The organism is Pseudolysinimonas sp. 10J20-29 (assembly GCF_055809595.1).
This window is the reverse complement of the sequence record NZ_CM147917.1, coordinates 1,727,272-1,746,564: the sequence shown is the minus strand read 5'-3', so window position 1 is coordinate 1,746,564 and position 19,293 is coordinate 1,727,272. Positions and strand designations below refer to the sequence as shown.

At 70.9% G+C, this 19,293-nt stretch carries 18 protein-coding genes; 11 read left to right on the top strand and 7 right to left on the bottom strand.

Features of this window, described 5'->3' with window-relative positions; all coding sequences use genetic code 11:
• Window positions 1-6 precede the first annotated feature (6 nt).
• The gene (locus tag AC0L6Y_RS08510; RefSeq protein ID WP_473550873.1) at window positions 7-639 is read left to right on the top strand and encodes an SOS response-associated peptidase; all 633 of its coding nucleotides are present in this window, start codon (window positions 7-9) and stop codon (window positions 637-639) included.
• A gap of 7 nt (window positions 640-646) precedes the next feature.
• On the opposite strand, the gene AC0L6Y_RS08505 is transcribed toward AC0L6Y_RS08510, so the two are convergent.
• Window positions 647-949: a 2TM domain-containing protein gene (locus AC0L6Y_RS08505; protein ID WP_473550871.1), complete on the bottom strand. Its 303-nt coding sequence runs from the start codon at window positions 947-949 to the stop codon at window positions 647-649.
• 177 nt (window positions 950-1,126) lie between these two features.
• Between AC0L6Y_RS08505 and AC0L6Y_RS08500 the strand changes: the two genes are divergently transcribed.
• A complete protein-coding gene (locus AC0L6Y_RS08500; RefSeq protein ID WP_473550868.1) occupies window positions 1,127-2,182 on the top strand; it encodes a TerC family protein in 1,056 nt (351 codons plus the stop codon).
• On the opposite strand, the gene AC0L6Y_RS08495 is transcribed toward AC0L6Y_RS08500, so the two are convergent.
• Both AC0L6Y_RS08495 and AC0L6Y_RS08490 read right to left on the bottom strand, forming a co-directional pair.
• Window positions 2,179-3,222, bottom strand: a complete 1,044-nt coding sequence (locus tag AC0L6Y_RS08495; RefSeq protein ID WP_473550866.1) for a hypothetical protein — start codon at window positions 3,220-3,222, stop codon at window positions 2,179-2,181. The two genes, AC0L6Y_RS08500 and AC0L6Y_RS08495, sit on opposite strands and share 4 nt — an antisense overlap.
• Complete coding sequence (locus AC0L6Y_RS08490; protein ID WP_473550862.1) at window positions 3,219-5,036, bottom strand: ATP-binding response regulator; 1,818 nt, start codon at window positions 5,034-5,036, stop codon at window positions 3,219-3,221. The genes AC0L6Y_RS08495 and AC0L6Y_RS08490 overlap by 4 nt, the downstream gene beginning before the upstream one ends.
• Before the next feature lie 236 nt (window positions 5,037-5,272).
• Between AC0L6Y_RS08490 and leuC the strand changes: the two genes are divergently transcribed.
• From leuC to AC0L6Y_RS08470, 4 genes are read left to right on the top strand one after another with little or no spacing between them, the layout of a single operon-like run.
• Window positions 5,273-6,811, top strand: a complete 1,539-nt coding sequence (gene leuC / locus AC0L6Y_RS08485; protein WP_473550859.1) for a 3-isopropylmalate dehydratase large subunit — start codon at window positions 5,273-5,275, stop codon at window positions 6,809-6,811.
• The gene (gene leuD, locus AC0L6Y_RS08480) at window positions 6,811-7,416 is read left to right on the top strand and encodes a 3-isopropylmalate dehydratase small subunit (RefSeq protein ID WP_473550856.1); all 606 of its coding nucleotides are present in this window, start codon (window positions 6,811-6,813) and stop codon (window positions 7,414-7,416) included. Before leuC ends, leuD begins: the two co-directional genes overlap by 1 nt.
• Before the next feature lie 33 nt (window positions 7,417-7,449).
• Window positions 7,450-8,832, top strand: a complete 1,383-nt coding sequence (gene murA, locus AC0L6Y_RS08475; protein ID WP_473550852.1) for a UDP-N-acetylglucosamine 1-carboxyvinyltransferase — start codon at window positions 7,450-7,452, stop codon at window positions 8,830-8,832.
• A gap of 2 nt (window positions 8,833-8,834) precedes the next feature.
• Window positions 8,835-9,581 carry a lysophospholipid acyltransferase family protein gene (locus AC0L6Y_RS08470; protein WP_473550849.1) on the top strand — a complete coding sequence of 249 codons (747 nt, stop codon included), beginning with the start codon at window positions 8,835-8,837 and terminating at the stop codon, window positions 9,579-9,581.
• Window positions 9,582-9,670: 89 nt separating this feature from the next.
• On the opposite strand, the gene AC0L6Y_RS08465 is transcribed toward AC0L6Y_RS08470, so the two are convergent.
• Window positions 9,671-10,504: an EI24 domain-containing protein gene (locus AC0L6Y_RS08465; protein ID WP_473550846.1), complete on the bottom strand. Its 834-nt coding sequence runs from the start codon at window positions 10,502-10,504 to the stop codon at window positions 9,671-9,673.
• 144 nt (window positions 10,505-10,648) lie between these two features.
• On the opposite strand from AC0L6Y_RS08465, the gene AC0L6Y_RS08460 reads away from it, so the two are divergent.
• Window positions 10,649-11,671 carry an NAD(P)H-dependent glycerol-3-phosphate dehydrogenase gene (locus tag AC0L6Y_RS08460; protein ID WP_473558388.1) on the top strand — a complete coding sequence of 341 codons (1,023 nt, stop codon included), beginning with the start codon at window positions 10,649-10,651 and terminating at the stop codon, window positions 11,669-11,671.
• A complete protein-coding gene (locus tag AC0L6Y_RS08455; protein WP_473550843.1) occupies window positions 11,671-12,762 on the top strand; it encodes a D-alanine--D-alanine ligase family protein in 1,092 nt (363 codons plus the stop codon). The genes AC0L6Y_RS08460 and AC0L6Y_RS08455 overlap by 1 nt, the downstream gene beginning before the upstream one ends.
• Before the next feature lie 9 nt (window positions 12,763-12,771).
• On the opposite strand, the gene AC0L6Y_RS08450 is transcribed toward AC0L6Y_RS08455, so the two are convergent.
• The gene (locus AC0L6Y_RS08450; protein ID WP_473550840.1) at window positions 12,772-13,311 is read right to left on the bottom strand and encodes a DUF3515 family protein; all 540 of its coding nucleotides are present in this window, start codon (window positions 13,309-13,311) and stop codon (window positions 12,772-12,774) included.
• Window positions 13,312-13,334: 23 nt separating this feature from the next.
• Between AC0L6Y_RS08450 and AC0L6Y_RS08445 the strand changes: the two genes are divergently transcribed.
• The gene (locus tag AC0L6Y_RS08445; protein ID WP_473550837.1) at window positions 13,335-14,318 is read left to right on the top strand and encodes a thiamine-phosphate kinase; all 984 of its coding nucleotides are present in this window, start codon (window positions 13,335-13,337) and stop codon (window positions 14,316-14,318) included.
• A 4-nt stretch (window positions 14,319-14,322) separates the two neighbouring features.
• Here AC0L6Y_RS08445 and rsmD read toward each other — a convergent pair whose 3' ends face one another.
• Window positions 14,323-14,895 (bottom strand): 16S rRNA (guanine(966)-N(2))-methyltransferase RsmD, encoded by a 573-nt coding sequence (rsmD, locus tag AC0L6Y_RS08440; RefSeq protein WP_473550834.1) that lies wholly within the window; start codon window positions 14,893-14,895, stop codon window positions 14,323-14,325.
• Window positions 14,896-15,016: 121 nt separating this feature from the next.
• Between rsmD and AC0L6Y_RS08435 the strand changes: the two genes are divergently transcribed.
• Both AC0L6Y_RS08435 and coaD read left to right on the top strand, forming a co-directional pair.
• The gene (locus AC0L6Y_RS08435; protein WP_473550831.1) at window positions 15,017-17,221 is read left to right on the top strand and encodes an ATP-dependent DNA helicase RecG; all 2,205 of its coding nucleotides are present in this window, start codon (window positions 15,017-15,019) and stop codon (window positions 17,219-17,221) included.
• A 42-nt stretch (window positions 17,222-17,263) separates the two neighbouring features.
• The gene (gene coaD / locus AC0L6Y_RS08430; protein ID WP_473550827.1) at window positions 17,264-17,752 is read left to right on the top strand and encodes a pantetheine-phosphate adenylyltransferase; all 489 of its coding nucleotides are present in this window, start codon (window positions 17,264-17,266) and stop codon (window positions 17,750-17,752) included.
• 12 nt (window positions 17,753-17,764) lie between these two features.
• Here coaD and glpK read toward each other — a convergent pair whose 3' ends face one another.
• Window positions 17,765-19,276: a glycerol kinase GlpK gene (glpK, locus tag AC0L6Y_RS08425; RefSeq protein ID WP_473550824.1), complete on the bottom strand. Its 1,512-nt coding sequence runs from the start codon at window positions 19,274-19,276 to the stop codon at window positions 17,765-17,767.
• Window positions 19,277-19,293 lie beyond the last annotated feature (17 nt).

The window sequence follows — 19,293 nt, the reverse complement described above, 5'->3', positions numbered from 1 at the left end:
GTCGGTATGTGCGCGAGCTACGGTTTGCAGGTCACCGCCGACGAACTCCACGACGCCTTCGGCACGCTCGATGAGCGCGGCAGCGCCCCGGCTCTCTCAGCCTGGCTTGAGCAGTACGCCGAGAAGCCCGCCAAGCCGACCGGCGTGCACGCGCTGAACCTCAACCCGATCGTGCGCGAGCGGGAGCGCGAGGGGGAGCGTCGGCGCACGATCGACCTCGCCTGGTGGAAGCTCTGGGTCGGCGGGCAGCCGGCGAAGTTCCCCGCGATCAATGCCCGGGTCGAGAAGCTGCTCTCCTCCGGCGCGTGGTCGGGGCCGACGAAGTCGCGGCGCGCGCTCGTTCCGGTGACCTCGTACCTGGAGAAGGGCCGGTCGTTCGAGCTGGCCGAGGGCCTGTTCGCGCTCGCCGGCATCTACAACGTCACCCAGCGGCCCGACGAGAGCTGGATGGTCTCCTACGCGATCGTCACGCGGCCGGCCGCACCGAACGTCACCGAGATCCACGACCGGATGCCGCTGATCGTGCGCCCGGAACTCTACGACGAGTGGCTCGACCCGACCAGGGTCGGCGACCACGGGCTGGTCGACGAGGTGCTCGCCGCCAGCGACGACCCGTCGCGGCGGCTCGAGGTGGTCTGAGGCAGGCCTACGGCTTGCGCTTGGTCATCTTCGCGACCTCGGCGTCGATGTCGGCCTCGGTGATGTGGCGGCGGGTGATGCCGAAGGCATCCAGCCCCACGAACACGGCCGCGATCGACATGCCGAAGATCGGCCAGATCGGCCAGAAGTAGGAGTTCGGGCCGCTGGAGAAGTACCAGACGGCGATCAGGATCAGCACGACGACGCCGAAGATGGCGAGCATCGTCCAGAAGTCGTTGCGGGCCTTCAGCCGCTTCCGCGCCTCGGCGCGGATCTCGTCGTCACTGTGCAGGACACCGTCATTGCTCATTCTTCGAGTTTATTCCCGTAGAGTGGGCGACGCGAAGGGGAGTATCCCACCTCATCGCGGCCGTCATCACGGGTTGCAGCGTTGGAACCCCGGTCGCGATCGCGAGCACTCCACGGAGTGACCGCGCGGGAGAGACGTTCGAGGCATCGCTGTCTCCTCCCTCGTGAAAGGTCCCCCGTGGAACTCGCTCTTCCCCTCTGGTTCGAAGTCGGATCACTCATCGCGCTCACGCTGATCCTCGGCTTCGACGTGTTCCTCGCATTCCGACGCCCGCACATCCCGTCGACGCGCGAGTCGGCGCTCTGGATCGGCTTCTACGTCGCGCTCGCGATCGTCTTCGCGCTGCTGATGCTGTGGCTCGGCGACGCCGAGCACGCGGGGCAGTTCGTCGCCGGTTGGCTCACCGAGTACAGCCTGTCGATCGACAACCTGTTCGTGTTCCTGATCATCATGGGCCGCTTCTCGGTGCCGCGGAAGTACCAGCAGGAGCTGCTGATGATCGGCATCATCCTGGCGCTGCTGTTCCGCGGAATCTTCATCCTGCTGGGCGCGGCGCTCATCGAGAACTTCTCCTGGATCTTCTACATCTTCGGCGCCTTCCTGATCTACACCGCCTTCAACCAGGCCTTCACCGGGCACGAGGACGAGGCCGAGACGGAGAACCAGCTGATCGCATTCTTCCGTCGGCGCATCGCGATCACCGAGGAGTTCGACGGCGCCAAGATGCGCACGACGATCGACGGCAAGCGCGTCTTCACCCCGGTGATCATCGTGCTGATCGCGCTCGGCACCACCGACGTGGTATTCGCGCTCGACTCGATCCCGGCGATCTTCGGCATCACGCAGAGTCCGTTCATCGTGTTCACCGCGAACGTGTTCGCGCTGATGGGCCTGCGCCAGCTCTACTTCCTGCTCGGCGACCTCGTCGACAAGCTCGTGTACCTCAAGTACGGCATCGCGTTCATCCTCGCCTTCATCGGCGTGAAGCTCGTGCTGCACGCGCTGCACGAGAACGAGCTGCCGTTCATCAACGGCGGTCAGCACCTGGACGCGGTGCCCGAGATCGGCACCTTCACCTCGCTCGCCGTCATCGTCGCGGCGATGGCGATCGCGGTCATCGCGAGCCTGGTCAAGATCCGCATCGACCACGGCCGGATTCCGGAGCCGCACATCCCGGGCGCCAACGGCAACGGCGACGCCGAGCTGCCGGTGGACACCGACGCGAAGGGCTAGCTCGCGACGTGCTCCCGACGCGTGCGCGTCGTGAGGCTGCCGTTGGCCACGACGGTCAGCTGCCAGGTCTCGGCGCCGCCGCTCAGGCGCACGGTCATCATGCCGTCGGGCTGGCTGTCGAGCACCTCGGCGGCCTCGGCGAGCCCGTCGGAGAGCCACTCGTCGGGGGCGGGGGCGGCCGCATCGTCGAGCAGCAGCACGGTGATGCCGCGGCGGCGGGCCGCATCCACCGAGGCGCGGAGACGGGGCGCTTCGAGGGCGCGTCCTCGGATGCGGTCACGCAGCCGTGCCTCGAGCACCAGCAGATCGGTCGGGGAGGGTGTCGTCACACCGTCGGCGATGTCGCGCAGCGGCTCGGCGACGATGGCGCGCACGCGGGCGAGCTCGTGCTCGCGTTCGTCGGCGCGCGCCTCGTCCGCGGCGGACTCGACGGCGCGCCGGTGCTCGACCTCCTGCAGGCGCGTGATGGTCTGCGCGGTGCGCCGCATGCCGATCGCGAAGAACGTCACCGGCACGTTGATCGCGAGGTGCATGTACGAGAGCTCGAAGCCGAGCACGGGGGACCCGGCCGTGATCGTGCTCCAGCTGATCGCCACGGCGGACATGATCACGACGCCCGCCCACGACCAGAGGATGCGACCGCGGAAGGCGACCCCGATCATGACGAGCGCCGTCATGCCGAAGTTCCACGACGCCCAACCCGGCCATTCGCCGGGCGCGAACTGCCAGGTCATCGCCGCATTGCAGTAGGTGGTGAGCGCCAGGATCGCGGCGATGCGCCCCGGCGAGAGGGTGTCGGGTCCCGGCGCGATGCAGAGACCAGCGGCCGCGATGAGGGCCGCCGCGGCGGTGAGCCCACACACGGTCTGGCTCGCCGGGCCCGTGTTGACGACGAAGGCCAGCATGGTGATCGAGAAGAGCGCGAAGATCGACCAGCCGGCAAGCCGGTCGACGTCGAGCAGACGCGTCGGATCGCCCGGCGCCGCTCCGCGAGGTACGGCCGGCGCCTCCGCAGCCGTGCGCGCTCGGGCGCCCGTCATGCCGGACCCCACTCGAGACGCACGCGGGTTCCGACCCCCGGCTGCGAGGCGATCCGCGCAGCGCCGCCGACCGCGGCCATCCGGTCGATCACGCTGACCCGGATGCCGAGGCGATGCGCGGGGACCTGCTGCGGGTCGAATCCCGCGCCGTCGTCGACGATCTCGACCCGGATGCGGCCGTCGTCCCCTCTGATCATCACGACGCGCTGCGCCGCGACACCCGCGTAGTCGCGGCTGTTGCGCAGCACCTCGGCGCTCGCCTCACGCAGCGCCGCGCCCGCCTCCGGCGGCAGCGCGTGATCCAGCTCGCCCGAGATGACGACCTCGGCGGCAGGCGTGATCTCGGTGGCCGCGGCCTGAATCCGCCACGCCGTGTCACGGAAAGTCTGCGCTGCGTCTCGGTCCGCATCCTCGGCCTCCAGCGCGGCGAGAGCCCGGCGCGCCAGGGGAGCGGCCGCATCCGCCTGCCCGGGCTCCGCTCGGGCCGCGCTCAGCAAGGCGACCAGCACCGTGTCGTGCACGAGGGCTCCGACGCGCGCCGTCTCGCGCGCACGGGAGTCGGCGCGCGCCGCGCTCGCCGTCTCGGCCGCGGCCGTGTCGAAGCTCTCGTCGAGGGTGCGGGCGCGTCGTCGCAGCGCGAGCGCGAGCGCGACGAACACCCCGTTGAACAGCAATGTGTAGGCGGTGTCGATGAGCAGGAAGCCCGGATCGAAGTGAGGCCGTCCGAGGGTCGTGCGCACCCCCTCCACGGCGATCACGGTCGCCAGCAGGTACGCGATGGCGAATGACGGGCGCCACCAGACGGCCGCGATCGACGAGGCGAGAGCCGAGATGGTGAGCGGCCACGGCGTGCCGAGCACGTCGACCGAGGTGCCCTCGGGGATGGCGAGCAGGACTGTCGCCCCGGCAGCGAGAAAGCTCAGCGCGCTGACGTTCGCGAGCACGGCGGCGACGCGCAGCCCGAGGAACGGAGTCAGCGTCAGCGCGGCCGCGGGAAGGATGAACCCGGCTGCCGCCAGGACTGTCCACCAGGTGGCCATCGTCGCCGCCTGATCGAGCGCGAGCGGTGCGCGGATGAACCCGAAGACGAGCCCGGCCGAGCCGACGCCGGCCGACATGGCAACGTAGACGGGCGTCGCAAGCGTGCCCTTCATCGCGGTGCGCCGCCGGACGTGTCGGCGAGATCGGTGAACGGCAGGAAGTCGTCGTCGAGGGCGCGGGCGAACAGGTCGCTGCGGCCGGCCGGCGCCTGGAGACGCGCGTACTTGTCTCGCAGCGTCGCGACGGCCTCGTCGACCTGAGCCGCAGACAGCTCGAGAACGCCCACGATGTCGTCGCGGCCGAACCCGGCGGCGAAGAGCTCGCAGCACCTCGCGCTCCTCCGCGCGGAGTCCCGCCTCGGCCAGACGCGGATCCGCGTCGATCGCGGCCGCCCAGTCGGTGGACATGACCGTCGCCCCCTCGGCGCACGCCCGCATCGTGTCGAACAGTACGGCGACCGGCTCCGACTTGCGGACGACCCCGACCACCGCGCTTCCCGCGATCATCCGGAGGTATTCGGGGTTCTCGCCGGAGGTGTAGACGACGACCCTCGTTCCCGCGTTGGCGAGCCGTTCGACGTTGCGCCGCGGGGAGGACCCGTCGGCGAGCCGCAGATCGAGCAGCACCAGGTCGACCGACTGGCCGGCGGCGAGCAGCTCGTCGACCGTCTCGACGCTCGTCACGAGCTCGAGGTCCTGGTGCGGGGCGAGCGCCTGAGCCAGGGCCAGCCCGATCGCTTCGTGGTCGTCAACGACGGCAACGCGATACGGCATCCGAACCTCGACTTTCGGCGATACCTGAGCGTATCCCAACACTTCGCCGTGAGGCGGTCGGCGACGGCGGCGTCCAGCCACCCGGTGCTACCCTGATCGAATGCTGTTCGATCGGCTTCTTCTCCTTCGTCGCCGCGACGAGGCCTAGTCACCCACCGGCCTCCCTCGTCGCGGAGACCGTCACGCCCTGACATCCGGCCGATTCGACATCCAGCGAAGAAGGAACCGATACAGCTATGAGCGCAAAGACCCTTGCCGAGAAGGTCTGGGCCGACCACCTCGTCACCCGCGGTGAGAACGGCGAGCCGGACCTCATCTACATCGACCTGCACCTCGTGCACGAGGTCACCAGCCCGCAGGCCTTCGACGGACTGCGGACGGCCGGGCGCCCGGTGCGTCGGCCCGATCTGACGATCGCGACCGAGGACCACAACACCCCGACGATCAACATCGACAAGCAGATCGCCGACCTCACCAGTCGCACCCAGATCGAGACGCTGCGCAACAACGCCAAGGAGTTCGGCATCCGTCTGCACTCGCTCGGCGACAAGGACCAGGGCATCGTGCACGTCGTCGGCCCGCAGCTCGGGCTCACCGTGCCCGGCAGCACCGTCGTCTGCGGCGACAGCCACACCTCGACGCACGGCGCGTTCGGCGCGATGGCCTTCGGCATCGGCACGAGCGAGGTCGAGCACGTGCTCGCCACCCAGACCCTGCCGCTGAAGCCCTTCAAGACGATGGCGATCACCGTCGAGGGCGAGCTGCGACCGGGCGTGACGGCGAAGGACATCATCCTCGCGGTGATCGCGAAGATCGGGACCGGCGGCGGCCAGGGCTACGTGCTCGAGTACCGCGGCAGCGCGATCCGCTCGCTGTCGATGGACGGCCGCATGACGATCTGCAACATGTCGATCGAGGCGGGCGCGCGCGCCGGCATGGTCGCCCCCGACCAGACCACCTACGACTACCTGAAGGGGCGTCCGCACGCGCCCGAGGGCGCCGACTGGGATGCGGCGGTCGCCTACTGGGAGACCCTGCGCACCGACGACGACGCGGTCTTCGACGCCGAGGTGTACCTCGACGCGAACGAGCTCGAGCCCTTCGTGACCTGGGGAACCAACCCCGGTCAGGGCGTCTCGCTCTCGGAGACGGTGCCGGACCCGGCGACGATCGCCGACCACAACGAGCGCGCCGCGGCCGAGCGTGCGCTCGAGTACATGGACCTCGCCGCGGGCACCCCGATGAAGGAGATCGCGGTCGACGCGGTCTTCATGGGCTCGTGCACGAACAGCCGGATCGAGGACCTGCGGGCCTTCGCCTCCGTCATCAAGGGCAACAAGAAGGCCGACGGCGTGCGCGTCATGGTCGTGCCCGGTTCGGCGCGGGTGCGTCTCGAGGCCGAGGCCGAGGGGCTCGACAAGGTGTTCGAGGAGTTCGGGGCCGAGTGGCGCTTCGCGGGCTGCTCGATGTGCCTGGGCATGAACCCCGACCAGCTGGCACCGGGGGAGCGCTGCGCCTCCACCTCGAACCGCAACTTCGAGGGTCGGCAGGGCAAGGGCGGTCGCACCCACCTGGTGTCTCCGCTGGTCGCTGCCGCCACCGCCATCCGCGGCACCCTCTCCTCCCCCTGGGACCTCGAGGCCGACGCGCGGGATGCATCCCTGACGCCGGCGAGTGCCGCGCGCGGCACGCGCTCGGGTCACCAGGCACTCGCTGACGACGGGCAGAGCGCCCACGACGGAGAACTGGCCCACGACGAGACGGGAGCCCGCTGATGGAGAAGATCACCCAGGTGACCGGCGTCGCCGTGCCGTTCCGCCGCTCCAACGTCGACACTGACCAGATCATCCCGGCGGTGTTCCTCAAGCGCGTCACCAAGACCGGCTTCGATGACGCGCTGTTCCACTCCTGGCGCCAGGACGAGAGCTTCATCCTCAACCAGCCCTCCTACCAGGGGGCGCGCGTCCTGTTCGCCGGACCCGACTTCGGCACCGGCTCCAGCCGCGAGCACGCCGTCTGGGCGCTGCGCGACTTCGGCTTCGCCGCCGTCATCAGCCCGCGCTTCGGCGACATCTTCCGCGGCAACTCCGGCAAGCAGGGCCTGCTCACCGGCACGATCACCGAGGAGCAGATCACCACGATCTGGGAGATGCTCGAGGCGAACCCCGGCATGGAGGCGACCGTCGACCTCGTCGAGCGCACCGTCACGGTCGGCGACTTCACGGTTCCGTTCGACATCGACGACTACACTCGCTGGAGGCTCCTGGAGGGGCTGGACGACATCGGGCTGACGCTCCGCAACGAAGAGCGCATCACCGAATTCGAGGCCTCTCGCGCGTCGTGGCGACCGACGACTCTCCCGGCGAAGACCGCCTCCTAGCCGTCGGTGCCTGCAACAGAAAGAAGCAAAGTGGTGGATTCGATCGCGACGAACGACCTCGCGAATGATGCCCGCAAAGCGGGCGAGCGCGTCGGTCTGACGGGTGACACCATCGTCATCCGCGGTGGCAAGCCGCTGCGCGGCACGGTCAACGTGCGCGGGGCCAAGAACCTCGCCACGAAGGCGATGGTGGCGGCGCTGCTCGGCGAGACCCCGAGCATCCTGCAGGACGTCCCGGCGATCAGCGACGTGCAGATCGTCTCGCGCATGCTCGAGGCGTACGGCGTCGCCGTGACCAGCCCCGAGGATGGCGTGCTGGTGCTCGACCCGGTGAACGTCGCCCGCGCGCACTTCGCCGAGATCGACGCGCTCGCCGGCAGCAGCCGCATTCCGATCCTGTTCTGCGGCCCGCTCCTGCACTCGCTCGGCGAGGCGCTCATCCCGGACCTCGGCGGATGCCGCATCGGCGACCGTCCGATCGACTTCCACCTGGATGCGCTGCGCGCCTTCGGCGCCGTCGTCGACAAGAGCTACGAGGGCATCCGCATCACCGCCCCCGACGGGCTGAGCGGTGCGAACATCGAACTGCCCTACCCGAGCGTCGGCGCCACCGAGCAGGTGCTGCTGACGGCGGTGCGGGCCAGCGGTGTGACCGAGCTGAAGAACGCGGCCATCGAGCCGGAGATCATGGACCTGATCGCGATCCTCCAGAAGATGGGCGCGATCATCTGGACCGAGCCGAACCGCACGATCTTCATCGAGGGCGTCGAGCACCTGAAGGGCTACACGCACCGTGCGATCTTCGACCGCAACGAGGCCGCCAGCTGGGCCTCGGCCGCGCTTGTCACCGGCGGCGACATCTTCGTCAAGGGCGCCAAGCAGCTTGAGCTGATGACGTTCCTGAACGTGTACCGGAAGGCCGGCGGCGAGTTCGAGGTGGCCGAGGACGGGATCCGCTTCTGGCACCCGGGCGGCGCGCTCAAGGCCGTGCAGGTGGAGACGGATGTGCACCCCGGCTTCATGACCGACTGGCAGCAGCCGCTCATCGTCGCCCTGACCCAGGCCGAGGGCATCTCGACCGTGCACGAGACGGTGTACGAGAACCGCTTCGGATTCACCGAGGCGCTCGTCGAGATGGGCGCGAACATCGTCGTGCACCAGGACGGACTCGAGTCGCTCACCCGCCGCGTCCCGCGACGCAAGCTCGAGCAGGCCGCCGTGATCACCGGGCCGACGCCGCTGCACGCGGCCGACGTCCGCATCCCCGACCTGCGGGGCGGCTTCAGCTACCTGATCGCCGCGCTCGCCGCCGAGGGCACCTCGCGCGTGAGCAACCTGGGGCTGATCAGTCGCGGCTATGAGCACTTCGTCGACAAGCTGACGGACCTCGGCGCCGACTTCACCGTCGAGGCCTAGGCGTGGCGCGCACGCGGTCGGAGAAGTCCTTCGGGTGGCGGGTCATCGCGGCGTTCGTGCTGCCCCTGCTGCTGCTGCTGGCGCGCTACCGGATCCGCAATCCGGAGCGCATTCCGAAGTCGGGCGCGTTCGTGCTCGCCCCGAACCACGTCACCAACTTCGACCCGCTGGTGACCGCCTACCTGCTCTGGAAGCTCGGACGCGTGCCGCGCTTCCTCGCGAAAGCCGGACTGTTCGACATTCCGATCATCGGCGGGCTGCTGCGCTACACCGGCCAGATTCCCGTGGAGCGTCAGGGGCGCGGCACCGCGGACCCGCTCTCGGCCGCCTCTCGGCTGGTCGACGACGGTCTCGCCGTGATCGTCTACCCGGAGGGCTCGCTGACGCGTGACCCGGAGCTGTGGCCGATGCGCGGCAAATTCGGTGCGGCCCGGCTGGCGCTCGCGCACGGGGTCCCCGTGATCCCGGTCGCGCACTGGGGTGCGCAGCAGGTGCTGCCGCGCTACTCGAAGAAGCTGAGCCTGTTCCCGCGCAAGACGATCGAGCTGAACGTCGGCGAGCCGGTGGATCTCTCCGCCTGGGAGGGCCGCGCGGCCGATCCGACGGCGCTCGCCGAGGCGACCGCCGAGATCATGCGCCGTGTGACGCTGCTCTTGGAGGAGCTGCGCGGGGAGACCGCGCCCGCCGAGCGCTGGGACCCGGCCCGCAAGGGGCAGTCCGAGATCGGCCGCTTCGACGACCGCACCTAGGTCGCACCGCCGCGCCCCGCGGCCCCGCGCGCCAGCGCACCCCGCGAGATTGCGGAGCGCGCCCCAAACTCACATGCGCGCCCCGTTCGTCAGTCGCGCTCGGGTGCTTCGGCAGTGTTCGCCGCGGGGGAGGCCGAGGGCGAGGGGGAGTCGTCTTCGCCGAGCACGTCGCGCACGAGCAGGATCGCGCCAGCGGCGGCCGCCGGCATCGCGATGATCGCGCCGAACGGGATGAGGAAGCAGGCCTGCACGGCGACGCCGAATCCGAAGCTGCGGGCGCGGCGCCGGCGCAGCGCCGCCCGGCCCTCGCGGCCGACGAGTCCGCGGGTGCCGAACGGGGCGAGCGTCAGCTCCCAGCTGAGCGCCCGCGCGGTGGCGAGAAAGCCGAGCACCGCGGCGCCGACCGTGCCGATCACGGGGATCACGCCGACGAGGGCGACCACGATGCTGGCGCCGATCGACAGCAGCACCAGCACGACCGTGTCGCCGATCGTGCGCCAGACGCCGGGGGAGCGATCCGGCGGCACGACGCCGCGCGACTGGTCGGCGGCCCGCTGGATGCGGTCGTAGAACGGCGCGCCGATCAGCAGCGTGAGCGCGGTGAAGACGCGCGCCGCGAGGGCGAGGGTCGCGATGATGAGCGCGATCGCGATCACCACCTGAAGCGCACCGCGCCAGCCTGAGTCCCAGGTCTCGGCGAAGAAGGTGGCCGCGCGGGTGATCGGCTGCAGGAAGGTCCCGAGCAGCACGATCACGGTGATGAGGCCCGCGCCGACGAGCACGGCGGGAAGGAGCCCGAGCGCCATCAGCCCGGGCCGAACCGACCAGAACGCGAAGCCGCGCCCGAGCAGGGCCACGCCGCGGAAGAACTCGGGCACCGCGCGTAGCGGTCGCGTTGCGGCGGCGGCGACCCGGTTGCTCACCCCTCCAGGGTAGGCGGGATGCGGGCGCTTGCGATCGGACACGGCAGAATGGGGGCGGTGGTCTCGCGAGGGCGAGACCCGGAAGGCGGATGCGTGACCCAGACTCAGGCCGATGGCGCCACGGCATACCCCCGGACCACGCCGTTGCCGGTCGTCCCGCCGGGGACGCGCCGCGTCGCGGTGCTCGGCGCCGGCTCGTGGGGCACGACCTTCGCGAAGATCCTCGCCGACGGCGGCTCGAGCGTGTCGATCTGGGCGCGCCGTCCCGAGCTTGCGCGCGAGATCACGCAGTCGCGCCGCAACTCCGACTACCTGCCCGGGGTGAACCTGCCGCGTGGAATGTGGTCGAGCTCCCGCCTGCCCGACGTGCTGGAGGGCGCCGAGCACGTGTACCTCAGCGTGCCGAGCCAGTCGCTGCGCGAGAACCTGCGCATCGTGCGCGAGCTCATCCCCGACGGGGTGCCGGTCGTCTCACTCATGAAGGGGGTCGAGCGGGCGACGCGCCAGCGGATGAGCGAGGTCATCCAGCAGGAGCTGGAGATCTCGCCCGACCGCATCGCCGTGGTGTCGGGGCCGAACCTGGCGCTCGAGATCGCGAAGGAGCAGCCGACGGCGGCGGTCGTCTCCTCGACCAGCCTCGCGACGGCGACGGAGGTCGCCAAGGCGGCGACGAACCGCTACTTCCGCTCCTTCGTCAACACGGATGTCATCGGCACCGAATTCGGCGGCGTTCTGAAGAACCTGATCGCCGTCGCGATCGGCATCGTGGACGGCGTCGGCTACGGCGAGAACACGAAGGCGTCGATCATCACCCGCGGGCTCGTCGAGATGACCGATTTCGCGGTCGCCTTCGGTGCCCGCCCGGAGACCCTGGCGGGCCTCGCCGGGCTCGGCGATCTGATCGCCACCTGCGAGTCGCCGCTCAGCCGCAACAATACGGCGGGGCGTCTGCTCGGGCAGGGCTACGACTACCACGAGGTGATCGCGCAGATGAACCAGACGGCCGAGGGCATCGGCTCGGTTGCGCCCGTGCTGGAGCTCGCCGCCGAGCGCGGCGTCGACATGCCGATCGTCTCGCAGGTGGCGGAGGTGCTCGCGGGCACTCTCGCCCCGCAGGACATCGCACCGCACCTGACGACCGACGGCGGCGAACCGGAGGGCGAGTGATGGCCAGCTCACGCATCCGCGTCGCCCTGCTGTTCGGCGGTCGTTCGAGCGAGCACGCGATCAGTTGCGCGACCGCGGGTGGGGTGCTCGGCGCGATCGATCGCGAGCGGTTCGAGGTGATCCCGGTGGGGATCACGCGCGAGGGCGCCTGGACGCTTCACCCCGACGATGCGGCCTCGCTCACCCTGCACGGGCTGCCCGAGGTCGCCGACGACGGGTCGCGGGTTCACCTGCCGGATTCGGCGGCCAGTCGCGAGTGGACGGTCACCGACGCCGAGGGCGTCACCCGCTCGCTCGGCGAGGTGGATGTCGCCTTCCCGATCCTGCACGGTCCGTTCGGCGAGGACGGCACGATCCAGGGCGCCCTGGAGCTGCTCGGGGTGCCCTATGTCGGCAACGGCGTGCTCGCGTCGTCGCTGGCGATGAACAAGCACTTCACCAAGAGCGTGCTGCTCGCCGCGGGCGTCAGCGTCGCGCCGTGGGTGACCTTGACGCGGGCGGCGCTCGCCGCCGACGCGGAGCTCTGGGGCCAGCGCGTGCGCGAGCTCGGCCTGCCGGTGTTCGTGAAGCCCGCGCGCGCCGGCTCGAGCGTGGGCGTCACGAAGGTGTCGGACTGGGATGCGCTCGACGCGGCGCTGGATGTCGCGTTCGCGGAGGACCACCACGTGCTCGTCGAGCAGGCGATCGTCGGCCGGGAGCTCGAGTGCGCCGTGCTGGAAGGCCGCCAGGGTGCCCCCACCCGGGTCAGCGTCGCCGGTGAGATCGTGGTGACCGGCCGCGCCTTCTACGATTTCGACGCCAAATACCGCGATGTGCCCGGTGTCGAGCTGATCTGTCCGGCACCGCTCGGCGAGAGCGAACTGGCCGAGATGCAGCGGATCGCCGCGCGCGCCTTCGAGGCGCTCGGCGGCTCGGGACTCGCGCGGGTGGACTTCTTCTTCACCGGCACCGACTTCGTGGTCAACGAGGTCAACACGATGCCCGGGTTCACCCCGATCTCGATGTTCCCGAAGTGCTGGCTGGCGAGCGGTCTGAGCTACCCGGAGCTGATCGACGAGCTCATCGGCCTCGGACTCGAGACCGCACGGTAGCTCGCCGGTCTACGGCGTGGGCGCGGGTGTCGGTTCGACGTCCGGATCGGCGTCGAGATCGTCACCGGTCACCGTGTCGGCGAAGCCGGTGCACTCCCGGCCGTTCAGCGGGGTGAACGAGACCGCGTTGGCGAGGTCGTCGAGGGCGACGCCCGCGCTGATGATCTCGGTGTTGACGGCGACGGAGACAGCGGGGTCGCGCCCGTAACTCGTGTAGCGGTAGTTGGGGGCGTCGGTGTCGTCGAGCAGCCACGAGATGCCCGTGCCGGGGATCTCGATGCACAGCTGCGTCGACGGGCCCGGCACCTCGACGCCGCAGCGCAGGATGACGGCGACCGGATCCCCCCAGGCGCCGGTCGCCTGGGCGTCGGTCTCGAGCGCGTCCAGCGTGCCGACCGTGTCGGGCAGGCGGACCGTGACGTTGGCGCAGTCGGGGTTGTTCGCGTCCGGGGCCGCGTCGAGGCTGACGGTGGTGGCGCATCCGCTCAGCACGGCGAGCAGCGGAAGAAGGAGCGCGAAACCGAGCGCGCGAGAGCGGCGTGAAGACATCCCGTTCAGGCTAGCGTGGGCAGATGGACACTCTCGGCTCGATCGGCGAGATCGCGGTGCTGCAGCGCCTGTTCCCGCGCCTGCCCGAGGCGGAGTCGACCCTGGTCGGGCCGGGCGATGACGCCGCCGTGCTCGCGGTGCCGGACGGGCGCATCGTCATCACCACCGACACGATGGTGCAGGGGCCGGACTTCCGCCGCGCCTGGTCGAGCCCGTACCAGCTGGGCTGGAAGGCGGCGGTGACGAACCTGTCCGATGTCGCGGCGATGGGCGCGCGTCCGACGGCGCTGCTGGTGGCGCTCATCGCGCCCGCCGACACCCCCGTGACCGATCTGGAGGAGCTGGCCGATGGCTTCCGGGAGGCGTGCGACGCGCTCGCGCCCGGCTGCGGGGTCGTCGGCGGAGACCTCTCGGTCGCGGATTCGCTGACGCTCGCGATCACCGCCTTCGGCAGTCTCGACGGGCGCGCGCCGGTGCTGCGCTCGGGGGCGCGTCCGGGCGATGTGGTCGCGGTGAGCGGCGCGCTGGGGCTCGCCGGGGCGGGCATCCGGCTGCTGTTCGAGCGCGGTGTGGATGCGGAGGGCGAGCCCAGTTCCGTCGCGGCGGCCGCGCTGCGCCCCGAATTCGATGCGGTGCTGGATGCGCAGCTCGCCCCGCGCTCGCCGATCGGCGACGGCGCGCTTGCGGCGGACGCTGGCGCGACGGCGATGCTGGACGTGAGCGACGGCCTCGTGCTCGACGCGCGCCGCATCGCGCGCGCCTCCGGGGTGCGAATCGACTTTCGCGCCGCCGATCTCGACACCGGAGTGGTGGCGCTGGAGCGAGTCCTCCACGGCGGCGAGGATCACGCGCTGCTGGCGACGTTCCCTGCGGGCGCGCGCCTGCCCGGCGGGTTCCGCGCGATCGGCTCCGTCGTCGACGGCGACGGCGTCACTCTCGACGGCGAGGTGCTCGACGAGCGCGGCGGATGGGACCCGTACGCGGACTGGGACGGCGCGTCCGGCTAGGCCCTCACGCGCTCGTGGCGGCGACCCAGTACAGCGTCGTCTCGCCGTAGGCCTTCTGCCGTTCGAGCTCGAAGCCGTCCGGCCACGCCGGCTCCGGGTCGCGGGTCGAGCGCTCGACGACGACGGTCGCGTCGGGCGCCAGGCGCGGCGCGAGCAGTTCGAGGTCGTGTCGCAGGGCCGCGTTGTCGAGCTCGTACGGCGGGTCGATGAACACCAGGTCGAAGGACCCCGCCGCGCCGACCAGGTAGGCGGTGACCGACTGGCTCGACACCGTGATCTCGGGGCTCTCGCCGCGCGGCGCGGCCCGCGTGATGGTCGCCGCGTTGGCCCGCATCACGCGCGTCGCGGCGGGGGACTTGTCGACGAGCACGACGCGGCGGGCGCCGCGGCTGGCGGCCTCGAGGCCGAGCGCGCCGGAGCCCGCGAACAGGTCGAGCACCTGGGCGCCGCGGAGGGCATCCCGAGCCTCGAGCGCCGAGAAGATCGCCTCGCGCACCCGGTCGCTGGTGGGGCGGGTGCCGCTCGTCGGAACCGTGAGCCGGAGGCTCCCCGCGAACCCCGCGATGATGCGCGTCATGCCCCCACGCTACCGGCGCGGCCCCCTCCCTTTTCGATGGTGCCAATTCAGCTTGGCGCCAAGCTCAATTGGCACCATGTTTTCGGGGGTGCGGGTCGGCGGGCGCCGGTAGCCTCGAAGCGTGGATGCGTCGGGAGCGGACCCGCTCGAGCAGCGGCTGGTGGCGGTGCTCGGCGACCGCACCGCGAAGGCGCTCGAGAAGGCGTTCGGCTACCGCACGGTCGGCGAGTTCCTGGCCCACTACCCGCGCCGCTACGCCCGCCGCGGCGAGCTCACCGCGATCAGCGAGCTCGCCCTCGACGAGGCCGTCACGATCGTGGCCGAGGTGCGCAGCGTGCAGGAGCGCTCGATGCGCAATCGCAAGGGCAGCATCCTCGAGGTCGTGATCAGCGACGGTCGCAGCCACCTCACCCTCACGTTCTTCAACCAGGGCTGGCGCGCGAAGGAGCTGCAGCCCGGCGCGCGCGGCATCTTCGCCGGCAAGGTGGGGGAGTACCGCGGCGCGCGGCAGCTCGCTCACCCCGACTACGAGCTGTTCGACGAGGCGGATGCCGCCGGCGGCGCGCTCGCCTCGACGACCGCGGGCGCCGAGCAGCACGCGCGCGCGTGGGCGGAGCAGCCGATCCCGCTGTATCCGGCGACCTCGACGCTCGCGAGCTGGCAGCTGCAGCGCGCGATCGGGGTCATCCTCGACACGCTGCCCGAGCTCGACGACCCGGTGCCGGCGTCGGTGCGCGAGTCCCGCAGGCTGTTGACCTTCCGGCGGGCGCTCGAGCTGGTGCACCGGCCGAGCACCGACTCCGAGTGGCGTGCGGCGCAGGATGCGCTGCGCTTCCAGGAGGCCTTCGTGCTGCAGGCGGCGCTGCTCGCCCAGCGCGCCGAGAGGCGAGCCGAGGCGGCGACCCCGCGCGAGCCGGGGCCGCGGGTGGCCGAGTTCGAGGCGGCGCTGCCGTTCGAGCTGACCGGGGACCAGCGCGCCGTCGGCGCGGAGATCCAGGCGGAGCTGGCGGCGGGCATCCCGATGAATCGTCTCGTGCAGGGCGAGGTCGGCTCCGGCAAGACGCTGGTGGCGCTGCGGGCGATGCTGACCGTGGTCGACGCGGGCGGGCAGGCGGCGTTCCTCGCTCCGACGGAGGTGCTCGCGGCGCAGCATCTCCGCTCGATTGTGGCGAGCCTGGGACCCGACCTCGCGGCCCGGGTGCGGCCGGTCCTGCTGACCGGCCAGCTGCCCGCCGCCGACCGCAAGCGCGCGCTGCTGGCCGCGGCCTCCGGAAGTGCCGGGATCGTCGTGGGCACGCACGCGCTGATCGGCGACACCGTGCAGTTCGCCGACCTCGGTCTCGTGGTGGTCGATGAGCAGCACCGCTTCGGGGTCGACCAGCGCGAGGCGCTGCGCCTGAAGGGACGCAGTCCGCACGTGCTCGTGCTGACGGCGACGCCGATTCCCCGCACCGTGGCGATGACGGTGTTCGGCGACCTCGACGTCTCGACGATCCGCGAGCTCCCGGCGGGGCGCACCCCGATCGCGAGTCATCTGGTGGCGCTCGCCGAGCACCCGCAGTGGGAGCAGCGCATCTGGCAGAGGCTCGCCGAGGAGCTCGAGCAGGGACGGCAGGGCTTCGTCGTGTGCCCGGCGATCAACGCGACCGCGGTCGAGGAGCAATCGGCGGAGGCGGAGGCGCAGGCCGCCGCGGAGGGAGCCTCGCCGCGCCCGCCCGCCGCCGTCGAGACGGTGCTGGCGGAGCTGCGGGCGCATCCGGCGCTGGCGGGGCGCCGCATCGAGCCGCTGCACGGTCGCATGTCGAGCGAGCAGAAGGATGCGACGATGCGCGCCTTCGCCGCGGGGGAGATCGATGTGCTCGTCGCGACCACGGTGATCGAGGTCGGCGTCAACGTGCCCAACGCCTCGACGATGGTGGTGCTCGACGCCGACCGCTTCGGGGTCGCGCAGCTGGACCAGCCGCGTGGCCGGGTGGGTCGCGGCGGGGTGCCCGGACTCGCGCTTTTCGTCACGCACGCCGAGCCGGAATCGCTCGCGCTGGAGCGCGTCGCGGCGGTCGCCGCGACGCTCGACGGCTTCGACCTCGCGCAGGTCGACCTCGAGCTGCGCCGCGAGGGCGATGTGCTCGGGCGGGCGCAGTCCGGCGGACGCTCGTCGCTGAAGCTGCTGCGGGTCGCGCGCGACGGCGATCTCATCGCCGAGGCGCGCGAGCTCGCATCCGAGGTGCTGGAGGCGGACCCGGCGCTGCGAGAGCAGCCGGCGCTCGCCGCGGCGCTCGCGCGACGGCTCGACGATGCCGAGCGCGCGTTCCTCGCCAAGTCGTAGTGGGTCACAGCCAGGTCACGGCGACCGGCTAAGGTGTGACGCATGAAGCGCATCGCGGTGGTCCCGGGCTCGTTCGATCCGGTCACTCTGGGACACATCGACGTCATCGAGCGCGCGGCGAACATGTTCGACGAGGTGCACGTGCTCGTCGTGCACAACCCCGACAAGGCGGCCCTGCTGCCGATCGCGCAGCGCGTCTCCCTGATCCAGGAGTCGATCGCCGAGGCCGAGCTGTCGGGCAACATCCTCGTCACCAGCTGGAGCGTCGGGCTGCTCGTCGACTACTGCACGGATGTCGGCGCGAGCGTGCTGGTGAAGGGCATCCGCTCGCAGGTCGACGTCGCATACGAGACGCCGATGGCGATCGTCAACCGCAACCTCGCCGGCGTCGAGACGGTGTTCCTGCTGCCCGACCCCGCCCACGCGCACGTGTCGAGCTCGCTCGTGCGCCAGGTGGCGGCGCTCGGCGGCAATGTTGCGCCCTACGTGCCGCGCGCGGTCGCCGACTTCCTGCAGGCCGAGCGCGAGTAGCGCCCGCGGCGGCTAGGCCGAGGCCGGGTCGACCCAGTCGAAGGTGCGGGTGACCGCCTTGTGCCATTCGGCGAGGCGACGCGCGCGCTCGGGCTCCTCCATGGCCGGCTCCCAGCGCTTGTCCTCCTGCCAGAGCGACCGAAGCTCGTCGAGGTCCTTCCAGAACTCGACCGCCAGCCCGGCCGCGTAGGCGGCACCGAGGGCGGTGGTCTCGGCGACCACCGGACGGATCACCGGAACGCCCAGGATGTCCGCCTGGAACTGCATCAGCGCCTCGTTCGCGACCATGCCGCCGTCGACCTTCAGCTCGGTCAGCGGAACCCCGGTGTCGGCGTTGGCGGCGTCGAGCACCTCGCGGGTCTGGAACCCGGTCGCCTCGAGCGCGGCGCGCGCGATGTGGCCCTTGTTGACGTAGCGGGTGAGTCCGACGATCGCACCGCGGGCGTCCGGACGCCAGTAGGGAGCGAACAGCCCGGAGAAGGCGGGCACGAAGTACACGCCGCCGTTGTCCTCGACGCTGGCCGCGAGCGTCTCCACCTCCGGCGCGGAGGAGATGAGCCCCAGGTTGTCGCGCAGCCACTGCACGAGCGAGCCGGTCACGGCGATCGACCCTTCGAGGGCGTAGCGCGGGGCCTCGTCGCCGAGACGGTAGGCGACCGTCGTAATGAGTCCGTGCGTCGAGTTGACGATCTCGTCGCCGGTGCCGACGATCAGGAAGTTGCCGGTGCCGTAGGTGTTCTTCGACTCACCGCGCTCGAACGCCGCCTGACCGAAGGTGGCGGCCTGCTGATCGCCCAGGATGCCGGCGATCGGCACCCCGCGCAGCAGGCTGGACTCCTCCACGTCGCCGTACACCTCGGAGGAGGAGCGGATCTCGGGCAGCATCGCCCGCGGGATGTCGAAGGCCTCGAGCAGCTCGTCGCTCCAGGAGAGCGTCTCGAGATCCATCAGGAGCGTGCGGCTGGCGTTCGTCACGTCGGTCGCGTGCACGCCGCCGTCGGGGCCGCCGGTGAGGTTCCAGAGCAGCCAGCTGTCGGTCGTGCCGAAGAGCAGCTCGCCGGTCGCGGCGCGCTCGCGGGCGCCCTCGACGTGGTCGAGGATCCAGGCGATCTTGGTCGCCGAGAAATAGGTGGCCAGGGGCAGCCCGGTCTGCTTCTTGAAGCGGTCGGTGCCTCCGTTCGCGGCGAGGGCATCCACGAGGTCCTGGGTGCGGGTGTCCTGCCAGACGATCGCGTTGTGGATCGGCTTGCCCGTCTTGCGCTCCCAGACGACGGCGGTCTCGCGCTGGTTGGTGATGCCGACCGCGGAGATGTCGTGGCGCGTGATGTCGGCCTTGGAGAGCGCGATGCCGATGACCTCGCGGGTGTTGGTCCAGATCTCGGTGGCGTCGTGCTCGACCCAGCCAGCCTGCGGGAAGATCTGCTCGTGCTCGCGCTGACCGCTGGAGACGACGCGACCGGCGTGATCGAACACGATGGCGCGCGTGCTCGTGGTGCCCTGATCGAGAGCGACGATGTACGACATGCGGCGAGAACTCCTTT